General features: G+C 28.9%; 20 protein-coding genes. 4 read left to right on the top strand and 16 right to left on the bottom strand.

Features of this window, described 5'->3' with window-relative positions:
* Positions 1-33: 33 nt before the first annotated feature.
* The 4 genes from C4S76_RS01220 to C4S76_RS01205 all read right to left on the bottom strand — a co-directional run bounded on the left by C4S76_RS01220 (position 34) and on the right by C4S76_RS01205 (position 6,079).
* Positions 34-1,833 (bottom strand): MutS-related protein, encoded by a 1,800-nt coding sequence (locus C4S76_RS01220; protein ID WP_105191885.1) that lies wholly within the window; start codon positions 1,831-1,833, stop codon positions 34-36.
* A gap of 376 nt (positions 1,834-2,209) precedes the next feature.
* Positions 2,210-4,615 carry an endopeptidase La gene (gene lon, locus C4S76_RS01215; protein WP_105191883.1) on the bottom strand — a complete coding sequence of 802 codons (2,406 nt, stop codon included), beginning with the start codon at positions 4,613-4,615 and terminating at the stop codon, positions 2,210-2,212.
* Between the two features lie 179 nt (positions 4,616-4,794).
* Positions 4,795-5,148: a T9SS type A sorting domain-containing protein gene (locus C4S76_RS01210; protein ID WP_105191881.1), complete on the bottom strand. Its 354-nt coding sequence runs from the start codon at positions 5,146-5,148 to the stop codon at positions 4,795-4,797.
* A 259-nt stretch (positions 5,149-5,407) separates the two neighbouring features.
* Positions 5,408-6,079, bottom strand: coding sequence for a ComF family protein (locus C4S76_RS01205; protein WP_105191879.1), 672 nt, complete (start codon positions 6,077-6,079; stop codon positions 5,408-5,410).
* Between the two features lie 47 nt (positions 6,080-6,126).
* Here C4S76_RS01205 and C4S76_RS01200 point away from each other — a divergent pair, with 47 nt between their 5' ends.
* A complete protein-coding gene (locus tag C4S76_RS01200) occupies positions 6,127-6,576 on the top strand; it encodes a 6-pyruvoyl trahydropterin synthase family protein (RefSeq protein WP_105191877.1) in 450 nt (149 codons plus the stop codon).
* On the top strand, positions 6,549-7,340 hold the full coding sequence (locus tag C4S76_RS01195; protein WP_105191875.1) for a UDP-2,3-diacylglucosamine diphosphatase: 792 nt from the start codon (positions 6,549-6,551) through the stop codon (positions 7,338-7,340). The genes C4S76_RS01200 and C4S76_RS01195 overlap by 28 nt, the downstream gene beginning before the upstream one ends.
* 8 nt (positions 7,341-7,348) lie before the next feature.
* Here the strand turns inward: C4S76_RS01195 and C4S76_RS01190 are convergent, their stop codons facing one another.
* The 11 genes from C4S76_RS01190 to C4S76_RS01140 all read right to left on the bottom strand — a co-directional run bounded on the left by C4S76_RS01190 (position 7,349) and on the right by C4S76_RS01140 (position 20,792).
* Positions 7,349-7,864 carry an acyl-CoA thioesterase gene (locus C4S76_RS01190; protein ID WP_105191873.1) on the bottom strand — a complete coding sequence of 172 codons (516 nt, stop codon included), beginning with the start codon at positions 7,862-7,864 and terminating at the stop codon, positions 7,349-7,351.
* A gap of 25 nt (positions 7,865-7,889) precedes the next feature.
* The gene (locus C4S76_RS01185; protein WP_105191871.1) at positions 7,890-8,288 is read right to left on the bottom strand and encodes a hypothetical protein; all 399 of its coding nucleotides are present in this window, start codon (positions 8,286-8,288) and stop codon (positions 7,890-7,892) included.
* A 15-nt stretch (positions 8,289-8,303) separates the two neighbouring features.
* A complete protein-coding gene (locus C4S76_RS01180) occupies positions 8,304-8,900 on the bottom strand; it encodes a Crp/Fnr family transcriptional regulator (protein WP_105191869.1) in 597 nt (198 codons plus the stop codon).
* 279 nt (positions 8,901-9,179) lie between these two features.
* Complete coding sequence (gene lepA, locus C4S76_RS01175) at positions 9,180-10,973, bottom strand: translation elongation factor 4 (RefSeq protein ID WP_105191867.1); 1,794 nt, start codon at positions 10,971-10,973, stop codon at positions 9,180-9,182.
* A 320-nt stretch (positions 10,974-11,293) separates the two neighbouring features.
* Positions 11,294-11,707, bottom strand: a complete 414-nt coding sequence (locus C4S76_RS01170) for a DoxX family protein (protein WP_245915766.1) — start codon at positions 11,705-11,707, stop codon at positions 11,294-11,296.
* A gap of 232 nt (positions 11,708-11,939) precedes the next feature.
* Positions 11,940-12,884 carry an AraC family transcriptional regulator gene (locus C4S76_RS01165; RefSeq protein ID WP_105191865.1) on the bottom strand — a complete coding sequence of 315 codons (945 nt, stop codon included), beginning with the start codon at positions 12,882-12,884 and terminating at the stop codon, positions 11,940-11,942.
* A gap of 164 nt (positions 12,885-13,048) precedes the next feature.
* Complete coding sequence (gene carB / locus C4S76_RS01160; protein WP_105191863.1) at positions 13,049-16,225, bottom strand: carbamoyl-phosphate synthase large subunit; 3,177 nt, start codon at positions 16,223-16,225, stop codon at positions 13,049-13,051.
* A gap of 2 nt (positions 16,226-16,227) precedes the next feature.
* Positions 16,228-16,785 carry a hypothetical protein gene (locus C4S76_RS01155; protein ID WP_146105654.1) on the bottom strand — a complete coding sequence of 186 codons (558 nt, stop codon included), beginning with the start codon at positions 16,783-16,785 and terminating at the stop codon, positions 16,228-16,230.
* 1 nt (position 16,786) lies between these two features.
* Positions 16,787-17,860 carry a carbamoyl phosphate synthase small subunit gene (locus tag C4S76_RS01150; RefSeq protein WP_105191859.1) on the bottom strand — a complete coding sequence of 358 codons (1,074 nt, stop codon included), beginning with the start codon at positions 17,858-17,860 and terminating at the stop codon, positions 16,787-16,789.
* A 303-nt stretch (positions 17,861-18,163) separates the two neighbouring features.
* Positions 18,164-19,651, bottom strand: coding sequence for a hypothetical protein (locus C4S76_RS01145; protein WP_105191857.1), 1,488 nt, complete (start codon positions 19,649-19,651; stop codon positions 18,164-18,166).
* Positions 19,652-19,916: 265 nt separating this feature from the next.
* On the bottom strand, positions 19,917-20,792 hold the full coding sequence (locus tag C4S76_RS01140; RefSeq protein WP_105191855.1) for an aspartate carbamoyltransferase catalytic subunit: 876 nt from the start codon (positions 20,790-20,792) through the stop codon (positions 19,917-19,919).
* Positions 20,793-21,259: 467 nt separating this feature from the next.
* Between C4S76_RS01140 and C4S76_RS01135 the strand changes: the two genes are divergently transcribed.
* Positions 21,260-23,308: an LTA synthase family protein gene (locus C4S76_RS01135; protein ID WP_105191853.1), complete on the top strand. Its 2,049-nt coding sequence runs from the start codon at positions 21,260-21,262 to the stop codon at positions 23,306-23,308.
* Positions 23,309-23,313: 5 nt separating this feature from the next.
* Here C4S76_RS01135 and C4S76_RS01130 read toward each other — a convergent pair whose 3' ends face one another.
* Positions 23,314-24,006: a ribonuclease H-like domain-containing protein gene (locus tag C4S76_RS01130; protein WP_105191851.1), complete on the bottom strand. Its 693-nt coding sequence runs from the start codon at positions 24,004-24,006 to the stop codon at positions 23,314-23,316.
* A 383-nt stretch (positions 24,007-24,389) separates the two neighbouring features.
* Here C4S76_RS01130 and C4S76_RS01125 point away from each other — a divergent pair, with 383 nt between their 5' ends.
* Positions 24,390-24,629 carry an acyl carrier protein gene (locus tag C4S76_RS01125; RefSeq protein WP_055424989.1) on the top strand — a complete coding sequence of 80 codons (240 nt, stop codon included), beginning with the start codon at positions 24,390-24,392 and terminating at the stop codon, positions 24,627-24,629.
* Positions 24,630-24,634: the final 5 nt, after the last annotated feature.

Genomic DNA, 24,634 nt, shown 5'->3' with positions numbered 1-24,634 from the left:
ATTATATATCAGACTGTTATATAATTTAAAATTTTATAGTCCTGTGATTCCCATTTGTTTCATTAAAAAGGTAGCATTCATATTTTGTGCAATTCCTTCTCTGATTTTATAGGTAAAAGTTAATCGATTTTCAGTTATATCTGCTTCAAAACAATAATTTTTCACATTTTCAGGATATTCATTCTCCAAAGAACCCAATACAAGATCATGAGTAGCAATAATTCCATTTCCTTGTAAAGAGATCAGCTGTTTCATGAGAGCTAGAGATCCCTTTTGTTTATCTTCCGAATTAGTTCCTTTTAAAATTTCATCTAAGATAATGAATAAACGTTCTCCAGATTGCAATCGGTCTATAATCATTTTTAATCTTTTTAATTCAGAGAAAAAATATGACTCATTATCTGCCAAAGAATCTGTAGTTCGTAAATTAGTAACCAGATTCCCGGGATAGAATTCTAAAGAGGAAGCACAAACCGGAGCACCCATGCAGGCTAATACATGATTGATACCGATTGTTCTCAGATACGTACTTTTTCCAGCCATATTAGCTCCTGTTATAACTAGAAAATAAGAATCTTTATCAATAGAAACATTGTTTTTTACACAAGTATTTTCCGGAATAAGTGGGTGACCCAAATTTTTTCCTGTAAAACTAAAATGTTCTGTAATAATTGTGGGATAAATATATTCGGGATGATTGTAGGCAAACATAGAAAGAGAACAAAGAGCATCCATATGCGCGATAGATTCCATCCATTTAGGTATTTCATTTTGATATTTTTCCAACCATTTTTCCACTTTTATAGCATAGTTTACATTCCAGAACAAAACCGGATTAAAAAATAATATTACAGGATAAGAGAGACCCATATTTAAATTAGAGCAATACCTTTCTAATTTTTTAATAGCTAAAGATGCTTTTATTTGAGAATGTGTAAGATCTTGATTGGCTGTAAGTAAAGTTGAATGGAATTTTTCATCTTCTATGATTTGTAAAAGTTGAGAATAAGTGGTAAGAATATCTGTTTTCTTATCAAAAATATCCAGAATAGAATTTATAGGTTTGATAGAGAAAGAGCTTATGGTAAATGTAACCAGCCATAAAGGAATAAAATAAATGGCAGAGATAAGTCCAGATAGAAATAATATTAATAATACAATATAACTTAATGGAACTATATAGGTAAGAATTGCCCAAAATTTATTTTTATATAATAAGTTTTTATGAGAATATATTTCAGTTAATTTGGATGAATTATGGATTTCTTTTTGTGTAATTTTTCCCATAATTCTAAAATGTGTAATATATTTTAATTTTTTTGCCAGTTCCTGAATAGCCTTTTGATAACCTAATATAACCTCCCGATCTTTTTGCGGGAATAAAATACATCGGGCTAAATAATCTTTACCTGAAGAAGTTACCGTACGGTTTATAGATTGGAAGAAAGAACGATCTCCAAATAAATCTAAATCAAAACTATAACTATGTTCAGCCTGTATTTTTTCAGGGGCTCCATCAAAGGCTGAAAAATCATAATTTAGTCCTTTTAATTCATCTTCTGAAATCTCAATTAATGTTAAACTATATTTTTTTTTTAAAATTAGTTTTCCATAATAATTTAAAAGTAAAATAAATATAAAAAAGAAAAAAAGGGCTATAGCAATTGTTAATAAAGTATTGTTCCATGTTAAATAACATATTACGATACCTAAGGTAAGTGTAAGTAAACGGAGAGTTGCAATGATAAAAATTTGCTTTTTTAAAGGAATAAGTTTAGCTTTTTCTTCATCTATTGAATTTAAATAAAATTGTTTTATGTTAGCACCATTCATAGATCAAAGGTAAATAAAATAAAAATGATTTCTATTATATCATAAATAAAAGAGAAGTATCCAAAATAAGCATCTTTTATAGATAGAAAGTAAAGAAAATCACTTTATCTCATAATTCTGCTCCCAAGTTTATATTAAAAAATTATATATTAACTATATTTCAATTTTTGTGATTAAAACCAAATAGGATTAGGATAGGTTTGTTTTTTATCAGAATTTTTAAAGTACATATTCTGGTAAAATATAATTAAATTATATACACTGATGGAAAATTAAAGAATATGGGATGTCAACAAATATATCAACTATAAACATAATCATATATTTGAAATAAAAAAACACAAAAAAGGCATAATTACTATTATGCCTTTTCATATTATATTGCCAGATTTATTACTTCAGACATTTGAGTTACATAATGTATGTTTAGTCCTTTTATATAATCGGGCTTTATTTTTTCAATATCTTTTTTATTTTCTTCACAAAGAATAACATCTGTAATTCCGGCTCTTTTTGCTGCTAATATTTTTTCTTTAATCCCTCCTACAGGAAGAACTTTTCCACGTAGAGTAATTTCACCTGTCATCGCCCACTTGGATTTTACTTTTTTTCCAGTGAAAGAAGAAACTAAAGAAGTAAGCATCGCAATACCTGCAGAAGGGCCATCTTTAGGAGTAGCACCTTCGGGAACATGAATATGTATATTGCTTTCTTCAATTATTTTTGGGTCAATAGAAAATTTTTTGTAATTAGCTTTAATATATTCCAATGCAATAGTTGCAGATTCTTTCATCACGTTACCTAAATTCCCTGTCATAGATAATTTTCCGGATCCTTTAGAAAGAATGCTTTCAATAAATAATATATCACCACCTACTTGTGTCCAAGCTAAACCGGTAACTACACCAGGAACTTTATTATTTTCAGATTCTTCAGGCATCATAGGGGGGCCTAATATTTCTTCAATTTTAGCCCGATTTACTTTTTTGTTATATTTTTGTTCTCTACTTATGGATAATGCAGTATTACGAATGATTTTAGCTATTTTTCTTTCTAAATTTCTTACACCGGATTCTCGAGTGTAGGCTTGTACTATAAATTCTATTTCTTTTTTGCCAATAGAAACATCTTTTTTATTTAGACCATGTTCTAATATCTGTTTAGGAAGAAGATACTTTGTGGCAATTTCTACTTTTTCTTCGATTGTGTAGCCTGAAATATCTATAATTTCCATTCTATCTAATAATGCTGGTTGAATTGTAGATAAATTATTAGCAGTAGCTATGAATAATACTTTTGATAAATCATAGTCTACATCTAAAAAATTATCATGAAAAGCGCTATTTTGTTCAGGGTCAAGCACTTCTAGCAATGCGGAAGAAGGATCTCCATGACCGCTATTACTAACTTTATCAATCTCATCTAAAACAATAACGGGATTTGAAGTTCCTGCTTTTTTAATAGATTGTATAATTCTACCAGGCATGGCACCTATATATGTTTTTCTGTGTCCCCGAATTTCTGATTCATCATGCAAACCTCCTAAAGCCATCCTAATATATTTTCTACCTAACGCAGATGCTATAGATTTACCTAAAGATGTTTTTCCTACGCCCGGAGGGCCATAAAGACAAATTATAGGAGATTTCATATCTCCTTTAAGTCTAAGTACAGCCAAATACTCCAAAATACGTTCTTTTACATCTTCTAACCCAAAATGATCTTTATTTAAAATCTTTTCTGCATGATTAATATCGAAATTATCCTTACTGTACTTTTCCCATGGAAGATCTAGCATTAACTCTAAATAATTCCTTTGTACTCCATAATCCGGACTTTGGGAATTCATTCTAGCTAATCGATTTAATTCTTTTTCGAAATGTTCTTTTACAGATTTTGACCATTTTTTTTTAGCACATTTTGCTCTCATTTCTTCCAACTCAGCTTCATAAGAAACCCCTCCAAGTTCTTCTTGTATGGTTTTCATTTGCTGTTGTAAAAAATATTCTCTTTGTTGTTTATTAAGGTCAGTATTAACTTTATCTTGAATAGAATTTTTAAGAGTAATTTTTTGAAGTTCTAAATTTAAATGTTTTAAAGTCTGGGAAGCTCTTTCAATTAAATTTTGAATTTCTAATAAATGTTGTTTTTCATTGAGAGGAATATCCAGATTAGAGGCTACAAAATTAACCAACAAAGTATTGCCTTCAATATTCTTTAATGCAAAAGAAGCTTCAGAAGGTATGGCTGGATTTTCATGAATGGTTTTAATTGCTGTTTCCCTAAGACTTTCTAAAAGAGCATCAAAATGTTCTTTATCTTTGGGTGCTGTTTTATTCTTATCGTCCAGTAGGGTAACTTCCGCTTTAAGGTAAGGAGTGTCTTCTATAATACTATTAAGAGCAAATTTTCGGATTCCCTGTATAATAACCATAGAACTTCCGTCTGGCATTTTAAGTAATTTTAATATTTTACCTATAGTACCTACACTATGAAGATCTTCAAATTTAGGCTCATCCGTTTTATTGTCTTTTTGGGTAATTACGGCTATAATTTTATCAGACTTTTGCGCTTCTTGTAACAATTTTATAGATTTATCCCTTCCCGCAGTAACAGGTACAATAACTCCTGGAAATAGTACAACATTTCTTACAGGAAGTAAAGGAAGTACAGATGGAAATGATTCATTCATCATTTTATCTTCCTCGTCTTGACTCATTAAAGGAATAAATTCACTATCGTTTTGAATAACCTGATCTAATGACAAAGTGTCAAATTTCATTTCTTTTCTTTTAATTAATATGACAAAAATTAATAGATTAATAAGTACAATAATAAAATTTACCTATTAATAAATTTATTATATAGCTGATTATGTGTGTATTAATGTATATTGTCTAATTATTTGTGGTAGTAGAAAGTCAATTAATATGCCAAATAAATAAACGGGGTAAGGGAGAATTAGATTTTTATTAAAGTTAAAATTTCCATATATCCATCTAAATAAGAAACTTTAACAAAATATTTTCCAGTAGGTAGTTTACTGACATTTATTTCCGGATTGTTGTTGTTATCTGTTATTTCTTTAGAAAGAACAGAACTTCCTACCATAGACAAAATAGAAATATTTTTTAATTTACTTGAAGAGTAATTTTTTATATATACAAAATCTTTCGCAGGATTTGGATATAATTTTGATTTTGTTATAGTTTTTTGATCCAACCAGTCTATACCCTTATTATTAGGAAGCTCACTATTAGCTACAATAAGGTTTAAACAAAATAATATAAGTATAGAAGATAGAGTTTTTTTCATATACTACTAACGAAATATATTGCAAATGTAAGAAAAAATGTTATAAAATAGAAAAATATTTTTTTTAAAAATTAGGGGATTTTAATAGAAATCTCATTTAATTACTAAAAAAAATATGCTTTAATTTTTAAAATTTATAAAAAGCATAAAGATAAGATTTAAATGATAAATAATGTGAAGGTAAAAAATAATATTATTTGATAATATGGTAGTTATTAGAAAAATAATATTAAAAAATTAATTCATCAAACTTCAATAATTAGTTAGCTACAGCTAAAGTAAAAATACTTACTTGTGAAGTTTTAATTTTTAAAAGTTCTTCTGTGCAATATATTAACGTTGAACCGGTTGTAAAAACATCATCCACTAATAAAAAATGCGATTTTTTAGAATTTGTTCTTTGAAACGTATTTTTCATTCTTTCCAAACGTTCATATTTACCAGATTGAGTTTGAGATTTTAAATGGTAAATGCGTTTAAGAGTATATTCATCATATTCACAATTTAACAAATCAGCTAATCTTTTTCCACATAAAGTTAATTGGTTATAATTTCGATTTTTTAATCTTTTAGGATGTATAGGAACAGGAATTACGGTTTCTATTTTTTTTAAGAAAGGATTATCTTTATTATTTTGAAACCATATTTCAGCTAACCATTCACCAAGTTCAGGCATGTTTTTATACTTAAGGTGATGAATTAGTTTCTGTGTAATATTATTTTTAGTAAAATTTAATAAAGCAGAGGCAGATTCAATTTTTGTTATTAAATTTAATTTTTCATATAGATAGTTTTCATTATTTAAAATTATCCCTGTAAAAGGGAGTTTTGTTTTACAAACTTCACATAAATACAATTGTGATGAGGGAATAATAATTTCACAGTTAATACATTTTTTAGGGAATAACATATTAAGAACTTCTTGCCACATAATTTTTTTGATTTACCTTTGCTTAAATATAGTGAAATTATTGAGTAGTGATTCGACTAACAAAAATATTTACTTTTGAAACTGCTCATGCTTTATGGGGGTATGATGGTAAATGTAAAAATATTCATGGACATTCTTATAAATTGTATGTGACAATAAAAGGGATTCCTGTAGATGATCTAGATGACAAAAAAAACGGGATGGTGATGGATTTCAGTGATCTGAAATTAATAGTTAATTCTTTAATAATAGGTCCTTTAGATCATGGAGTAGTGTTAAATGCCCAATCGAAACACAAGGATTTAGGAGAAAGATTAATTGCTGAAGGACACAAAGTAATTTTTACCGATTATCAGCCTACTTGTGAGAATATGTTGATAGATTTTGCAAAAAAAATACAAGCAAAGCTTCCCCAAAATATATTGTTAGTCAAGTTAAAATTATATGAAACAGAAACTTCTTATGGAGAATGGAGACTGGAAGATCAAATGAAATAAATTTAGTAAAAGGAAAAAAAGTTTACTTTGCCTCTGACCAACATTTTGGAGCTCCTAATGAAAAAGATTCAAAAATTAGGGAAAAAAAGTTTATTAACTTTTTAGATTGTATAAAAGGAGATTGTCAGGTCTTATTTTTATTAGGAGACTTATTTGATTTTTGGCATGAATACAAAACGGTTGTACCTAAAGGATTTGTTAGAATTTTAGGTAAATTAGCAGAACTCTCAGATATGGGAATAGTTCTATATTTTTTTACAGGGAATCATGATTTATGGATGAGAGATTATTTGCAAAAAGAATTGAGTATTATACTTTATACAAACGAACAGGAATTTGATATCAATCATAAAAAATTTTTTATAGCACACGGAGATGGACTAGGTCCCGGAGATAAAAGCTATAAAACAATGAAAAAAATATTTACTAACCCATTGGCAAGATGGTTATTTCAATGGCTCCATCCTGATATAGGAGTAACTTTAGGGAATTATTTTTCCAGGAAAAATAAATTAATTAGTGGAGAAGAAGATATTAAATTTTTAGGGGAAGATAACGAATGGCTAATTGTATTTTCTAAAGAGAAATTAAAAGACAAAAAGATTGATTATTTTATTTATGGTCATCGTCATCTGCCTATGGATTTACCAATAGGAGAACAAAAACAAAGCCATTATGTTAACCTTGGAGATTGGATTTCTTATTTTACTTATGCGGTTTTTGATGGAGAAAGCTTAAAATTGTTAACATACAATGATAATTAAATTTATGATTAAAACTTTTTTAAAAGCTTTTTAAGTTCATAAGCCTCTGAAGGTTTAAGTCTTCCTGACAATAGCAAAGAAAGTTCTCTCCTTTGTTTTGCTCCTTTATATCTAAAAATTTCTTCCTCTGTTTCCGGTATCAATTCAGGAACTTTTTGTGGTTTCATATTTTCATCTAAAGCCACAAAAGTATAAATACCCTCGTTAGATTTTATTTTAGTTTGATTTAAAGGGTTTTCAACCCATATATCTGCAAAAATCTCCATAGAGCTGCCAAAAGCACGTGAAACTTTTGCTATTACTTCTACAGTGCTACCTAAAGGTATGGGCAAGGAAAAAGAAACATGATTTACGGAAGCTGTTACTACTCTAGCTTCAGCATGCCTTTGAGCTGCAATAGCACATGCTCTATCCATAAGGGCTAATAAATCTCCACCAAACATATTATTACAAGTATTAGTTTCATTAGTAAGCACTATTGTTGTCATAATAGTTCGCGAATCAGAAGGAGATTTAGATTTCATAAAAGAGAAAATAAATAATAAATTCTTAAATGACAGGTAACCCAAAATTTTTAAAATTAACAATACAATTTTCGAACATTTTAAAAGATATTTTTTCCTTATCAGAAGTAAAAACTCCAAAACATTCTAAAAATAATTGTTTTTTATCTTTTAAAATATCTTTCCATTGGGATAAAATCAAACCATATTCTTCCCGCACTTGGTTTTCTTCAATAGATTCTAAGCTAGAGATTTTTTTGAAAATAGTTTCATTTTTAATATCATATTGTTGAGAAAAGACAATTGAATAATAGGGAGGGAATATTTTTTTTGTAGTACCATCTATTGTTACAGAATTAAATGTGAGTTGAAATTTACCTAATGAAGGAAGTGTAATTACATGTTCATTTTCTAATATTTGAATTATATGGTATATTAGATTCATAAATTTAATTAATAGTTAAATTTTATTTTGATTTTCTGTTTTTAATTTTTTTTTCATAAAACTAAAAAATTCCGGAGTTACTCCAATATATGAAGCAATATATTTTTGCGAAATTCGATCCTTAAGGTCGGGAAATTTTTCACAAAAATCTAAATATCTTTCTTCTGCAGATAAACTTAAAATTTCATTTAAACGGTTACGTAAAAAAATTATAGATTTTTCTAATCCTTCATTATAATATTTTTCCAATTTAGAGTATTTTTTTATAGATTCCTCTTTTGCTTCTTTTGTCAAAATTAATATTTCTGAATCCATTGCTGCTGAAATATTAAATTTTGTCGGTTTATTATATAATAAACTTTCATTGTCTGTTATCCACCAACCTTTAGATGAAAATTGTATTACATGTTCTATACCTTTCTTGTCGATAATATAACTTCGTAAACATCCGGAAATTATAAAATAATAATTATTTTCAATTACATCTTGTTTTAATACATATTCTTTTTTATTTACTTTTTTGAATTTTAATATTGACTTCAAATAATCTTTTTCCTCTTTGTTTAAAGAAACGGTTTCGTTTACTTTTTCTAATATCTTGTCAAACATCATAATAAAAATCTTAGAAAGCCTAATTTAAAACTTTTTTTTAATATATGTTTTTTTATATCATAATATTTAATAAAAAAATAATCAGCAAATTAATCCATATTAACTTTTAATTTTTTATCAAATATTATGATAGATTAATTTTTTTTAAAAGACTTAAATAAGGAAACGAAAGTAATTGCATGGAAATTAACAATTACTTCCAAAATATGTGGATAGACAATATATAGTAAGATTATTAGAATAGCTTTTAAATAGCCTTAAAAAGCTTATTTTTTTACTCTAATTTAATTTTAATACAGCCAAAAAAGCAGATTGAGGAACTTCTACCCGCCCTATTTGACGCATACGTTTTTTCCCTTCTTTTTGTTTTTCCAACAATTTTCTTTTTCGTGAAATATCTCCACCATAACATTTAGCTGTAACATCTTTTCTTAATGCTTTAATAGTTTCACGAGCTATTATTTTTGCTCCTATTGCAGCCTGAATTGGAATATCAAACTGTTGTCTGGGAATAAGTTCTTTTAACTTTTCACACATTTTTTTCCCGATGGAATAAGCGTTGTCTTGATGGATAAGTGCAGATAAAGCATCTACAGGCTCTCCATTAATTAGTATATCTACTTTTACTAATTTAGAAGCTTGCATTTTCGAAGGGGCATAATCAAAAGAAGCATATCCTTTTGATATTGTTTTTAATCGATCATAAAAATCAAAAACAACCTCTGCTAAAGGCATTTCAAACCACAATTCTACCCTGTCGGTTGTTAGATAGGACTGATTGGTGAGTTCTCCTCTTTTTTCAATACAAAGGGTCATAACAGCACCTATAAAATCTGCTTTAGTAATGATAGATGCTTTAATATACGGCTCTTCTACACGGTTGAGCAAAGTGGGTTCTGGTAATTCTGAAGGGTTATGTACAGCAATTGCTTTTTCTGGAGCTTTATTTAAGTAAGCATTATAAGATACATTAGGTACAGTGGTAATTACTGTCATTTTAAATTCTCTTTCTAAACGTTCCTGAATGATTTCCATATGTAACATTCCTAAAAAACCACATCGAAAACCAAAACCTAAAGCCGCAGAGGATTCTGGTTCAAAAACAAGAGAAGCATCATTGAGCTGTAATTTTTCTAAAGCACTTCTTAATAATTCGTATTCTTCAGTGTCTACGGGATAAATACCTGCAAAAACCATGGGTTTTACTTCTTCAAATCCTGAAATTGCTTCAGAGGCTGGATTTTCTACAGATGTAATAGTATCTCCCACTTTAACTTCGCGGGCTTCTTTAATTCCACTCACTATATATCCGACATCTCCGCATTGAATGATTTTTTTAGGAATTTGGTTTAATTTGAGTGTGCCTATTTCATCAGCATCATAGTGTTTTCCTGTTGCCATAAATTTTACTTTTTGGCCTTTTTTTATGTTTCCGTTTATAATTTTAAAGTAGGCTTCAATTCCCCTAAAGGGATTGAATACAGAATCAAAAATCAAGGCTTGTAATGGAGCTTCAGGATTGCCTGAGGGAGAAGGAATTCTTTCTACAATTTGCTCAAGCAATTCAGATACTCCTTCACCAGTCTTTCCGCTTGCACGGAGAACCTCTTCTGGTTTACACCCTAAAAGATTAACGATTTCATCAGTAACCTCTTCAGGATTAGCAGAAGGTAAATCTATTTTATTTAATACCGGTATAATTTCCAAATCATGTTCTAAAGCTAAATATAGATTAGAAATGGTTTGAGCCTGAATGCTTTGCGCGGCATCTACAATTAATAAAGCACCTTCACACGCAGCGATAGAGCGCGAAACTTCATATGAGAAATCTACATGCCCAGGAGTATCAATCAAATTCAGAATATATTTTTCACCTTTATGCTCATATTCCATTTGTATGGCATGACTTTTAATTGTAATTCCTCGCTCACGTTCTAAATCCATATCATCCAGCGTTTGTTCTAGAAGTTCTCTGTCTGAAATAGTTTTAGTTTGTTGTAAGAGACGATCTGCTAATGTGCTTTTTCCATGATCTATATGTGCAATAATGCAAAAATTTCGGATATTCTTCATATTGAGTGTACAATAATGCAAAAATACATTTTTTTATATATATAATTTTTAAGGTTTTTTAGGGTAGTAAATTCTTTAAGAATTATTATTTATAGGGATTTATATAATTAAATGTGACACTAAACGTGTAATTCATGACCTTTAGTAATGATTTTATATATCATAAAAATAAAAAGGATAACACTTCATTATGGATAATAAAAAACAAGTTTTTATTTTTTACATTCATAATTTAAATATTTTATGAGGAATAAATATTTCTTTTGTTTAAATCTTTTAATGATTATTTGGCCAATTTCCTATATTTATACAGTATTATATTACATTAATATTACTTTATTCCCTTTATATAAGCTATATTTCCCGGATCCTAAGAAAAATATGGATAAAGAAGCAAGAAGGTAGAATATATTGAGTTCTCCTGCTAATCCTCCATTTTCAGAAATGTTAAATATATTCATTTCATGAACTAAATAAATTGTCATAAACATGGTAAAGGCAACTAATAAGGAAGATATACGAGTAAATATTCCCAATATAATAAAAATGGGAGCTATAATTTCTCCTATTGGAACTCCGAGCCATAAGATGGAAGGAAGTCCTTTTTTTTCTAACATAATTTTAATAAAATCATGCCCATGAATTAGTTTATAAATTCCGTGAAAAATCATTAATCCTCCTACGGAAATTCTTATAAGTAATTTTCCAAAATCCTGATTTATTCCTTTTGTCATTATTTTTTAAGTTTAAAGATTAATACTATCCAAAAATAAAAATTTTTATTGTATAGTTTTCTTATCTTTTGTTAATAAATTGAGATTTTTTTAATGTATAGATAAGGCTTAATAAATATATTAAATTTTGTTTTGTGGTATGCTAAATAATTTATGAAAAAAAGAGATAGTAGTATATAAAGTATACAAGCTGAATTATTTATATTATTCAGCTTGTGAGGAATTTAATTTTCTACAATGGTTTTATAGGTATACATATGTCTAGTATAAATTTTTTTTCAGGATGTTCATCATGATTGTTATGATAGAGTTCATAACTACAAGATCCTGCTGGTTGGTAACCACTTTCGGTTAGCCAAAGACACATGGTATTCCATGACTTTTCAAATTCGTTATCTTTAATTTCAAAATGTCCTACTGCATAGTTCCCTCCAGGAATTATAGATTTACCTATTTCTCCTTCTACTTTTACGTCATTTTCAACAGTAATGCAAGCATCTTGACGTACTTTTTCTATATCAGTAACTGAAGGATCGTCTTGATATACCGTTACAGTTTTAGTAGTGGGAGTGATAAGATTTTTAGGAGTTGCCCATTTGAAAAGTTTGTCATAAGCCTGACCTATTTTATTGAATGCACCCACATGTCGACAATAAATAAGATGTAATTCAGGCATTTGTTTGATTTCGATTTTTGTGTTCATTATTACTAATTCATTTTGTTTTATGTAGCAAATATGATCACTTTTTTCTTCTATATTTTTGCTTATCTTGCTAACAAGTTTGCCATTCTTGCTATATCGAATTCCATTTTTAATAAATATAGCTTTATCTAATTTTCTAAATTCTTTGGCGTTTATTTTAAAATAGGATTTAAAAGCTCTGCTAAATGAAGATATATTTGTAAATCCGTATTGGAATGCAATTTCTTGTATTGAGTCTTTCGTGTTATTTTGTAGATGAGAAGCGACCTTTTCTAATCGTATCCGCAAAAGGAAATGTTTGGGCGTTTCTCCGGTAATAAATGTAAATATTCTATGAAAATGATATGGTGAGAATAATGCTATATTTGCCATTACTGAAAGATCAATAGTAGAATCTATATTATTATTAATGTAATCCATTACCCAATTTATACGGGCAATATATACTTGTTTGCTCTCTTCCTTAGAAACCATAATACTATAATATAAATTTAGTGTTTATACGTATATAATTATTTACAAATCTTGCTAAATTAATTTATAGGGTAAAGTAAATGAATATTATAGTTCAATAAATTTTTTTAATAAAAAAAGCCCTATATATAGGGCTTTTTCTTAAATTGAATTTTAATATCTTTTTAAAAAGGTTTAATGTCACAACTAATAGATTCTAGTACCTGAATAACAGCAGCTGTAGTATCTAATGAAGTGAAACAAGCCACACTATTTTCCACCGCATTTCTTCGGATTAAGAATCCGTCTTCCTGAGCAGTTCCATCATTGGAAAGTGTATTAATTACAAATTGAGCTTTTCCTTGTTGCATAATTTTTACAATATTATTTTCTTCACTTTCCAATTTATTTATTTCAACTACAGGGATATTATAATTACGAAAATATTTAGCGGTTCCTTGTGTTGCCATAATGGTATATCCTATATTATAAAATCTTTTAGCCAAAGGAAGAGCTTCTGCCTTATCTTTATCTGCTACTGTAAATATGGCATTCCCTAATATAGGGATATTGATATGGCTGGCTCGCAATGCTTTGTATAGGGCTCTTTCATAAGTAATATCTCTTCCAATTACTTCTCCGGTAGATTTCATTTCAGGACCTAAAGTGATATCAACTGCACGTAATTTAGCAAAAGAAAATACAGGGGCTTTGACATAAATATTATTGGTTTCCGGATAACAATCCATAGCTAGTCCTTGATCTTTCAAAGATTTTCCTAAAACTGCTTGAGTTGCTACTTTTGCTAATGGAATTCCTGTTACTTTACTCATGAAAGGAATCGTTCGACTAGAGCGCGGGTTTACTTCCAGAACATAAATTTTTCCTTTCATTAAAACAAATTGAATATTCATTAATCCCACAATTTTAAAACCTTTGGCAAGCGCCTGAGTTTGTCTTATAATTTCTTTTTTTTCATCTTTAGATAAAGTTTGTGTAGGATATACGGCAATTGAGTCGCCTGAATGTACACCGGCTTTTTCAATATGTTCCATAATGCCCGGAATAAAAACATCTAAACCATCACATACAGCATCTACTTCTATTTCTTTACCTACTAAATATTTATCTATTAATATGGGTTGTTTTTCATGTACATTGATTGCTTCCTTCATGTATCTTTCCAATTCGGAATTTTCATATACAATTTGCATAGCTCTTCCACCTAAGACATAGGATGGACGTATTACAACCGGATAACCTATTGTATTTGCAACTTTTAAAGCTTCTTCTAAATTAAAAACAGTATCTCCTTTAGGCCGGGCAATATTTAATTCATTTAATTGTTCTTCAAATTTTTTCCTATCTTCAGCTCTGTCAATATCTTCTATTGTAGTTCCCAGAATTTTCGCTCCGGCATCTACGGCTGCTTGTGCCAGATTAATCGCAGTTTGTCCCCCAAATTGAACAAAAACTCCATCAGGTTTTTCTAAATCTATTATAGAAGTAATAGATTCTCTGGTTAGAGGTTCAAAATAAAGTTTGTCTGAAATACTGAAATCTGTAGATACTGTTTCAGGATTACTATTAATAATTATAGCTTCATATCCTGCTTCTTTAAGAGCTAAGACACTATGTACGGTAGCATAATCAAATTCTACACCTTGTCCTATCCGTATCGGACCGGAACCTAAAACAATTACTTTTTTCCGATTTGTACGTATGGATTCATTTTCTGATCCATATGTACTGTAAAAGTAAGGGGTTTCAGAAATAAATTCAGCAGCACAGGTATCGACCATTTTATATACAGGGACTATATGCTTTTCTTTTCTTATTTCATATACTTCTTTCTCTTTTATGTTCCATAATTGAGCAATTTCCCAATCTGAAAAGCCATACTTTTTAGCCTTAGCCAGTATTTCTATATTTTGAGGATTATTTTTTAATTCTTTTTCTAGATCTATAATATGTTGAAGTTTGGCAAGGAAGAAGATATCAATTTTTGTAACTTCATATATTTTTTGAATACTAATTCCATTTCTCAGCGCTTCAGCTATTAAGAACAAGCGTTCGTCATCTGCTTTTTTCAATCTTTCATCAAGTGTAACGATATTAAAAGGTTCCATATCTTTTTTGTGCAGATGTAAACAACCAATTTCTAATGACTGTACAGCTTTTAATAAAGATTCTTCCAAGGTAGTACCGATAGCCATAACCTCTCCTGTGGCTTTCATTTGAGTACCTAAATGTCTGTTTGCACTTTGAAATTTATCAAATGGCCATCTGGGAATTTTGGCTACAACATAATCTAATGAAGGTTCAAAACAAGCATAAGTAGTGTTGGTTACCGGATTTTTCATTTCATCTAATGTAAGGCCTACTGCAATTTTAGCAGCTAGTTTTGCAATCGGGTATCCGGTGGCTTTGGAGGCTAATGCGGAGGATCGGCTAACCCTTGGATTCACTTCAATTACAATGTATTCTCGGCTAAAAGGATCTAAAGCGAATTGAACATTGCACCCTCCTTCTATTTTTAAAGCTCGTATTATTTTTAACGCTGAATTTCTTAATAACTGGTATTCTTGGTCTGCTAAAGTCTGGCTGGGAGCAAAAACGATGGAGTCTCCGGTATGGATGCCGACAGGATCAAAGTTTTCCATATTACATACCACAATTGCATTATCATTAGCATCACGCATTACTTCATATTCAATTTCTTTATATCCGGCGATGCTTTTTTCAATCAAACATTGGTGAACCGGGCTGTATTTTAATCCGGATTCTGTTATTTCTATTAATTCCGTTTCATTTTCAGCAATTCCTCCTCCTGTTCCTCCTAAAGTAAAAGCAGGTCTTACAATAATGGGGTAGCCAATCTGATTAGCAAAGTCTATGGAAGCTTTTACTTCATTGACAATTACACTTTCGGCAATAGGTTCATTAATTTTTTCCATTAATTGTTTAAATAAGTCCCTGTCCTCTGCTTGTTCAATGGAAGAGAGTTTGGTCCCTAATATTTCCACATCATATTGATTTAAAGTTCCTGCTTTTGCTAATTCAACCGCAAGATTTAAACCGGTTTGCCCACCTAAAGAAGGAAGTAATGCATCGGGTCGCTCAAGGGCAATAATCTGTTGAAGGAAATCCAGAGTAAGGGGCTCCATATATACTGTATCTGCAATTTCTCTGTCAGTCATAATAGTAGCAGGATTGGAATTTACCAGGACTACTTTATAACCTTCTTCCTTTAAAGCTAAACAAGCTTGTGTTCCTGCATAGTCAAATTCAGCAGCTTGACCTATAATAATAGGGCCTGATCCGATTACCAATATTTTATTTATATCTGTGCGTTTTGGCATTTTTAATTTTTATTTGGAATTGAAATTTCTAATTTTTTTTCAGGTAAGGTTATTATTTTTTCTTTATTTATTAATTGAGGTTTAATTCTTTTGTTAACCGTATCAAATATTTCAGTTTTTCTAATATAACTAAATTGTATCTTTTTTACATCTGAAGGTAATTTTTCCTTAGATGTCTGTATAAGTAAAATTTGTTTATACATGCCCATAACATCAGAGCCTACTTTACCTACACTTCTGGTAGAGGGAGAAATATTTATATTCATTATATCTCCATGAATTTCTTTATTTATGGTAAGGGCACATAAATCATATTCAGTAGTTCCTTTGTTTAGCAAAAAGAATAATAAATTGTAGTTAATCAGGTATTTATCTGGTTTTATTTTTTCTATGGAAATAATCAAAGAATCTGAATATTTTCGATTTGCCTCAGGTTTTAAATAAGAAATATTCTTTTTTATATTTTTTGTTTTAGGACAGTTCATAAAACCATTTAGACAGTTCATAAACAATAATGCACTTATAACCAAGCAAGTAATAAAAAACAGGATTTTTTTCATTTTAGTTATTCTTAAACTCTTCGATCATAGACATGAATCTGTTAAATAAGTATTCATTATCATGAGGTCCCGGACTGGATTCCGGGTGATATTGCACGGTAAAAGCCCAGTTCTCTTTATCTTGTAGCCCTTCAATAGTTCCGTCATTCAAAGCCCGATGCGTTACTTCAAGTGAGGTGTTTTTCAAAGAATCTTCATCTACTACATATCCATGGTTTTGAGAGGTAATATGAACTCGATTCGTAGCTAGTTCTTTTACCGGATGGTTAGCTCCTCTATGCCCGAATAACATTTTGTAAGTTTTAGCCCCATGGGCAAGTGCATATAGTTGATGTCCAAGACATATTCCAAACATAGGGACTTTTCCACTCAGTTCTTTTATTATATTAATAGAATCTAATAATTCTTCCGGGTTTCCCGGTCCGTTAGATAACATGATTCCATCGGGATTCAGTTCTAATATAGATTGAGCATCTGTATTATAAGGAACAACCACAATATCACAATGGCGTCGATATAGTTCTTTCAAAATACTCTTTTTCATGCCATAATCTATTAAAACAACTCTGTATCCTTCAGCAGGAGCACTATAGGGTCTTGGGGTAGATACTTCGGGTACATGATGTTCCAGCGTAGTATTTTGTAATTTTTTTACTACTTCTTCAGTACGTTCATTATCATTACAAAACTTTCCTTTCATACTTCCTTTAGATCTTATGGTTTTTACTAAGGCACGAGTATCTATTCCACATAATCCAGGGATATTTTGTTTTTTTAAGAAAGCATCAATGTTCATCTGGCTTTGCCAGTGTGATTCTGTTTGTGCATATTCATGCACAACAATTCCACCAACAAAAGGGTTCAGCGATTCAAAATCACTCGGATTAATTCCGTAATTACCTATTAAAGGATAGGTGAAAACAATAATTTGTTTGTGAAATGATGGGTCGGACATGGTTTCCTGATAGCCGGTCATTCCTGTAGTGAAAACAACTTCTCCAACAGTAAACTGGTCGCTACCAAAACCATTGCCGCTAAATTCCATTCCATTTTCTAATACTAATTTTCGTTTCAAGATACTTTTCTATTATTTATTGTTATATTTTTTATTAAAAAAAAACTAAAAAAAAACACCTTGTTTTCCAAGATGTTTTTTAAAATTATTTATATAAACTCCTCCTAGAGGAGTGTCTCCTTTTCGTTTGTGTATTTCTGAATAAATGTATATTGTTGAAATTATTATTTCTTTTTTAAGAATAGGTGTTATTATATTACACTGATAAAACATTTATTTTTTTTATTTACTAAATTTGTAGTTATCTGTACTGAATAAAATCTCGCAAAGATAATATTTATTGTGTTATTTTCAAAAAAAAAATTAAAAATTATAATAATTTGCTCCTGATGCAGGAGCTTTTATAACTGATCCATAGGTTCCTCCTGATTTTAGTTGTCCGGAAGAACCGGTGTTTAAATTTATAGGGGTATCTTGCATACTAATAGTGCTAGATACTCCTTTTTCTCCTATTTTGATTATGGAATTAAAATATAAATTAATATCCCCCCCCCCAGTTATTGCAGTTTTTCCAGTAGAAGAGATTCCGATGTAGCTATTGGAAATTGATTCAATGCATTCAGCTGGAGAGGGGGAATAAATGACTATATTATTACCACCAGAAATATTTATTTTAGAATTATCTGCTTTTATGATTTTCCCTCTAAGATCTACTTCCATATTTTTAATATTTACCGATGAATAATTTATGTCAAAAACACTATTTGGAGGAATATTAGTATTTTTTAGAGTTGAACCTTTAGTCCCTTTTTCAATATTTAAATAACTATTTCCATTTAAATTAAAACTACCTTTATTATTTAAATCAATAGTATTCACATTTATAATATTCATATTGGAATTATTCGATATAGAAAATAGATCGTCTATTAAGAGATCTCCGCCAAATCCGTCTATAGCTAAATTACTATTATTAGTTAGATTCGTAGTTGTCTTAAAGTTTGTTTTTATTGTGTATCCCTTTATTCCACTGATATTGAATGAACTTTTGTCATTTATATTAAATATTCCATTTATGGTTAGTTCTTTGGCTTGTATGTAGAAACTGGAATAAGAAACATTATGATTATCGTTTGAAAGAATGATACGTCCTGTGCCCTGAGTATTAAAAATTTTAATATTAGAGTTGTAAATATTTAATGAGCCAAGTTCTATATCTCCATTAAATGGATGAGTTATGGTAAAATTGGAATTAGTTAGATTTAAAGAACCAATAGTGAGTGGGCCGTTAGATTCAGCGGTAATTTTAAACTTGGGTATTTCACCATTTGCAGAAAGACTTCCTAAGTCTGTTGATATGCTGCAAGTGAAGGTTAATTCATCTCCTCCGTTTTGGTTGGGTATTTTTTTGGCTTCCCCATTATAGGCCGCCTGTAAAGAAGGGTAATCATAAGGTTTTCCTGAATTACTGGAAACTCCAGTTCCTACAGTTACATTTCTTCTTCGTAGTTCTCTCAGGGTAAATGGGGTCCATTTGTTGGCAGTAGCATCCCAGTAATGGTATCCGATAGCATTAACAGATGACATTCTTGGATCTGTGGATAAAGTATCAGATAAATTGATCACGTATATTATTGCTCCATTTTGGTTGGTTTTATATAGCTGTTTATCTATTGTTTGCTTTTTTAGTTGGGAATAGGTTAAACGTGGGGGAATAAGACCGCTTGGAGCATTATCAATATTTATTGCTGTTACATCTAAGGTTGCTTGTGGGGATGTGTTATTGACCCCTACCTGAGCATTTATGAATGTAAATAAAAAAGAAATTAATAAACAAATAATTTTTTTCATGAGTATAAATTTTATAATTATTTTCGCCAATAGCAAATATATAATTTATTTTTATAATAAACTGGTATAAAAATACTTTTTTTATGTAATAAAAGGCATAATAACTTGTAAAAAGTATATTTATTATTAAATTGATTAGGTAGAGCAATATGCTTTTAAAAGGAGATATGTAGTTTTTTTGATATTTTAAATAAAATAAAATCCGGGAATTATTGTTAATTTCCGGATTTGTGGATTTGAGAGAGTATGTAAGGAGTTTACATCTTTAATAATTGAATACATAATTTAGTACAGCTATCCTGGCAAAAACTCCATTGGTCATTTGCGTGAATATTCTGGATTGCCGAGATTCAATCAGGTCTTCATCTATTTCTATATTTCTATTAATAGGTGCAGGATGCATAATTATGGCAGATGGTTTCATTTTATTAGCTCTCTCTTTGGTCAGTCCATATTGTTCCAGGAAATGGCTTTCATCATAGGTTTGAGTATGCCTTTCATTTTGATTCCTTAATAGCATAACAACATCTGTTTCTTTAATTACCGAATCTAGTGACGTATAGGAGCCCATAGTCATTCTGGAGTCTCTCCAAAATTCAGGAGTAGCAAAATTAATTTTAGCGCCTAAACGTTGTAAAATTTTGGCATCGGAGTGAGCAACTCGACTATGTACCACATCTCCAACAATTGTTATGTTTAAATCTTTAAAAGATCCAAATTCTTCTTGGATGGTAACGAGATCTAGTAAGGATTGAGTAGGGTGGTCTCCGCAACCATCGCCTGCATTTATTATTGGTATATGAAGACGGTGTATTAAGTCTTCGTAAAAACGGTCTTGTATATGTCTTATTACAAAACATTCTACACCAATTGAATTTAATGTTTTTACCGTATCATATAAAGTTTCTCCTTTTTTTATGCTTGAACTTTCTGCATCAAAATAAATAATTTCCATGCCGGTTTTTTTTTCAGCCATTTCAAAACTTAATTTTGTACGAGTACTGTTTTCAAAAAATAAGTTTGATATATAGTGGTTAGAAAGATTTGGATAGGCTTTTTTCTTTTTATAACAAATAGCATCATCTATAAGTTCTAATACAAGTTCGGGATTTAAATTTTCTAATGAAATAAAGTTATTCATGTTTAAAGAAATTTAATTTAATGTTTTTTTTAAGAGTAAAGTTAATAGAAAAAAAATATATATCTATGTTTCTGTGGGTAAATGATAATTTTAAAAAAAATTAAAATTTTAATATCTCTTCATTTGATAATTTTTAGGAGATACTACAGATTTAAATGTTAAAATTTCATTTTTAGAGTTGATTTGTTATTATATAACAAGGTAATGTATAGTATAGTTTGATGTGTTGTAATCTAAATATTAGAAATAGAGATAAAAATAATAATATAAATATAAATATTTAAGTCTTTAAAATTATTTAATAGATTATTTTTTTAATAAATAAGATATTTTTTTTATTATTTGATAATAATAAATAGATATATTACGTTTACAATTAAAATTAACATTATATTAACAATAAATAAATGTTGTTTTATTTCAAATTTAAAGAAATCATAAACTAAAAATAATGAGCTAATATACTGATGGCTAAATTATTAAATTCTTTTTTGAAAATTTCTGGATTCTATATATTAGTAGGAGCCATAGTAAGGATTATTTTACTTTTTTTACCTATAACTAATAATAGTTTTCCGGAAATAAGTGATTATTTTAAAATTTTTTTATTAGGGATTGTAAATGATTTATGTGTTTCCATAATTTTTTTTGTATTCTTTTGGCTTTACTTAATATTTTTATCTGATAGGAAATTCAAATCTCCCTGGGGAAGTATAATACTAATTATAATGTTATGCTTATTGGGATATTTGATGTTTTTTCATACAATTTTTGATGATTACGGAAAATTGGTATCTAAACTTTTAATAGCTTTTTTAATTATTAAAGTTATTTCGTTTGCTTTACTTCTTTTTTTTCCAGTTATAAGGAAAAGCTGGAGATACTCCATGTATTGCATTATATTTTTTCTCTATGTTTATTTTATAATTTTTATAGCAGTTAGTGAATTTTTATTTTGGAATGAGTTTGGAGTAAGGTATAATTTTATTGCAGTAGATTATCTAATATATACTAATGAAGTAATAGGAAATATTTTGGAATCATACCCTGTAATTCCCATGTTTTCTGTTTTAGTATTAATATCTATTATAATAACCATATTTTATGTAAAAAAATCTAAAAAATATTTTAATGAATTTTCCGGTTTTAAAACAAAACTAATAAGTTCATTAATTTATTTAGGATTAATTATTGGGAGTATATATTTATTAAAATATAATCAAGAACAGGAAAATTCAGAGAATGAATTCGTAAATGAGTTGCAGTCCAATGGATTATTTAGATTTTATAATGCATTTATGGATAGTTCTTTAAATTATGATAAGTTTTATGCAAAAATTCCTGAAAAAAAAGCAATTCAAATTATTGAACATGAATATGGAATGTTTAAGAATGGGGAAATTATAAAAGATACTCTCCCAGAAATAAAAAAAAATGTAGTATTAGTTACTATTGAAAGTATGAGCAGTAGTTTCCTAAATCATTTTGGCAATAAAAAAAAACTAACACCTAATTTAGATAAATTAGCAAATGATGGAATATTTTTTTCCAATTTATATGCTACGGGAAATCGTACAGTCAGAGGTTTGGAAGCATTAACACTTTGTATTCCTCCTTCTCCCGGAGAAAGTTTAGTTAAAAGAAAAAACACAAATAATTTGTTCTCTACAGGATATTTATTTAACAAAAAGGGGTATACTGTACAGTTTTTTTATGGAGGATATAGTTATTTTGATAATATGAAAACCTTTTTTAAAGGAAATGGATATCAGGTGATTGACAGAAATTCTTTAACACCAAATGAAATAACATTTGCTAATATATGGGGAGTTTGCGATGAAGATATATTTAATAAGGTAATAAAGGTATTTGATGAAAATCAGAAGAAAAGAAAACCTTTTTTTGGACATATAATGACTGTAAGTAATCATAGGCCATTTACTTACCCGGAGGGAAAGATCGGTAATCCTGAAAATGAAAAAACCAGAGAAGGGGGGGTAAAATACACAGATTATGCCATTGGTAGATTTATTAATGAGGCAAGGAAACACTCATGGTTTTCAAATACAGTTTTTATTTTTGTGGCAGATCATTGTGCTTCTAGTGCAGGGAAAGAAGATATTCCTTTAGAAGGATATCGAATTCCTGCAATAATTTATTCCCCAGGATTTATTCAACCGGAAAAAATAACAAAATTAGTATCACAAATTGACTTAATGCCTACCGTATTAGGAAAGTTACATTTTTCTTATACTTCTTTTTTTTACGGACAAGATATTTTTAGTTCAAAATATATACCCAGAGCACCAATAGCAACTTATCAAAAATTAGGGTATTTAAAAAAAGATATTGTTATTGTTTTATCTCCCAAACAAAAAATAGAACAATATAGTTTTAATCAAAATAAACTTGAAAAAAATAAGCATATAGATAAAAATATATTGGAAGAAGCTATAGCAAATTACCAAACAATTTCTCACTTAATAGAAAATAATAGTTTGAAAATTAAAAAATAAAAATTTTATTCCCTTTCTAAAGGTTCTTCGTAACGCATTTTTCTAAATACATTTATAAGAGTAATAATATCTTTTTCACAATAAGATCGTATTTTTTCAATGTTCTTATCTTTATAATAAACATGAGCAACATTTCCGCCGTCCATTTCATCCTTAGGAGTAGGTAAATTAAAAATATTAGCTAGCAAATCAAGAGAGGTGTAATGTTTATGATCTCCAAATTTCCATAAATCCATTGTGTCTAAATGCGGAATTTCCCAAGGTTTTTTGCCCTGTATTTGTAATATAGGAGGAAGTTTAACCTGGTTTATAATCATTCTTCTAGCCAAGTATGGGAAGTCAAACTCTTTACCGTTATGTGCACATAATAATAAATTAGTTGTAAAGTAATTTGAATTTAGCAGAGTATTAAAATCATTTAATATTTGAAGTTCATCACTTCCATAAAAGCTCTTAATGTGTATTTTGTTATCAATGATTAAGCCACAAGATAAACAAATTATTTTACCAAATTCAGATAAAATACCGGCTTTATCGTAATAATATTCTTCAGGGGAAATATCTTCTTTTCGTTGAAACTGAGTTTTCTTTTCCCAAAGTATTTGAGTTCTTTCCGGTAAATCTTCCCAACTTTCAAATTCAGGAACTGTTTCCAAATCTATAAATAATATCTGCTTAGAAGGAATATTAAATATCATTTTATTAAGATAAAATAAATTTGATTTTCAACAAATTTAAAAATAACACGTTTAAAAACAGAAATATAATTGTATAGTTTTATATAAAATTGTAGATAATTTTTTTAATATATAACAATAAGGTGATAATAAAATTAGTTTTATATTTAATTACCACTTCAAAAAAAATAATAAGATTTTCATTGAAAAACGAATTAGGTATTTTGAGGAATTTTTTACTTGTTATTGGAAGAAGGGGTGTAATAATTTGGTTTTTAAGTGTTTATATGGTTGATTATTTCTTTTTTTGTTAATATTGACATATCAAAAATTACGAAAAAATATTATTCTAGCAAAAAAATTTATATATTTGCCGACTGAACTATAATAAAAAATAAAAGGTTATGTCTGACATTACATCAAGAGTAAAAGCTATCATTGTTGATAAATTAGGAGTTGATGAAAGCGAAGTTACCCCAGAAGCAAGTTTTACAAATGACTTGGGAGCTGATTCATTAGACACAGTAGAGCTAATTATGGAATTTGAGAAAGAATTTGATATTCAAATTCCCGATGATCAAGCAGAAAAAATTTCAACAGTAGGCCAAGCCATTTCTTATATTGAAGAAGTAAATAAACAATAATTATA

It is taken from the genome of Apibacter adventoris (genome assembly GCF_002964965.1).
Taxonomy (GTDB): domain Bacteria; phylum Bacteroidota; class Bacteroidia; order Flavobacteriales; family Weeksellaceae; genus Apibacter; species Apibacter adventoris.
The sequence above is the reverse complement of the archived record's forward strand: the minus strand, read 5'-3'. Positions and strand labels throughout refer to the sequence as shown.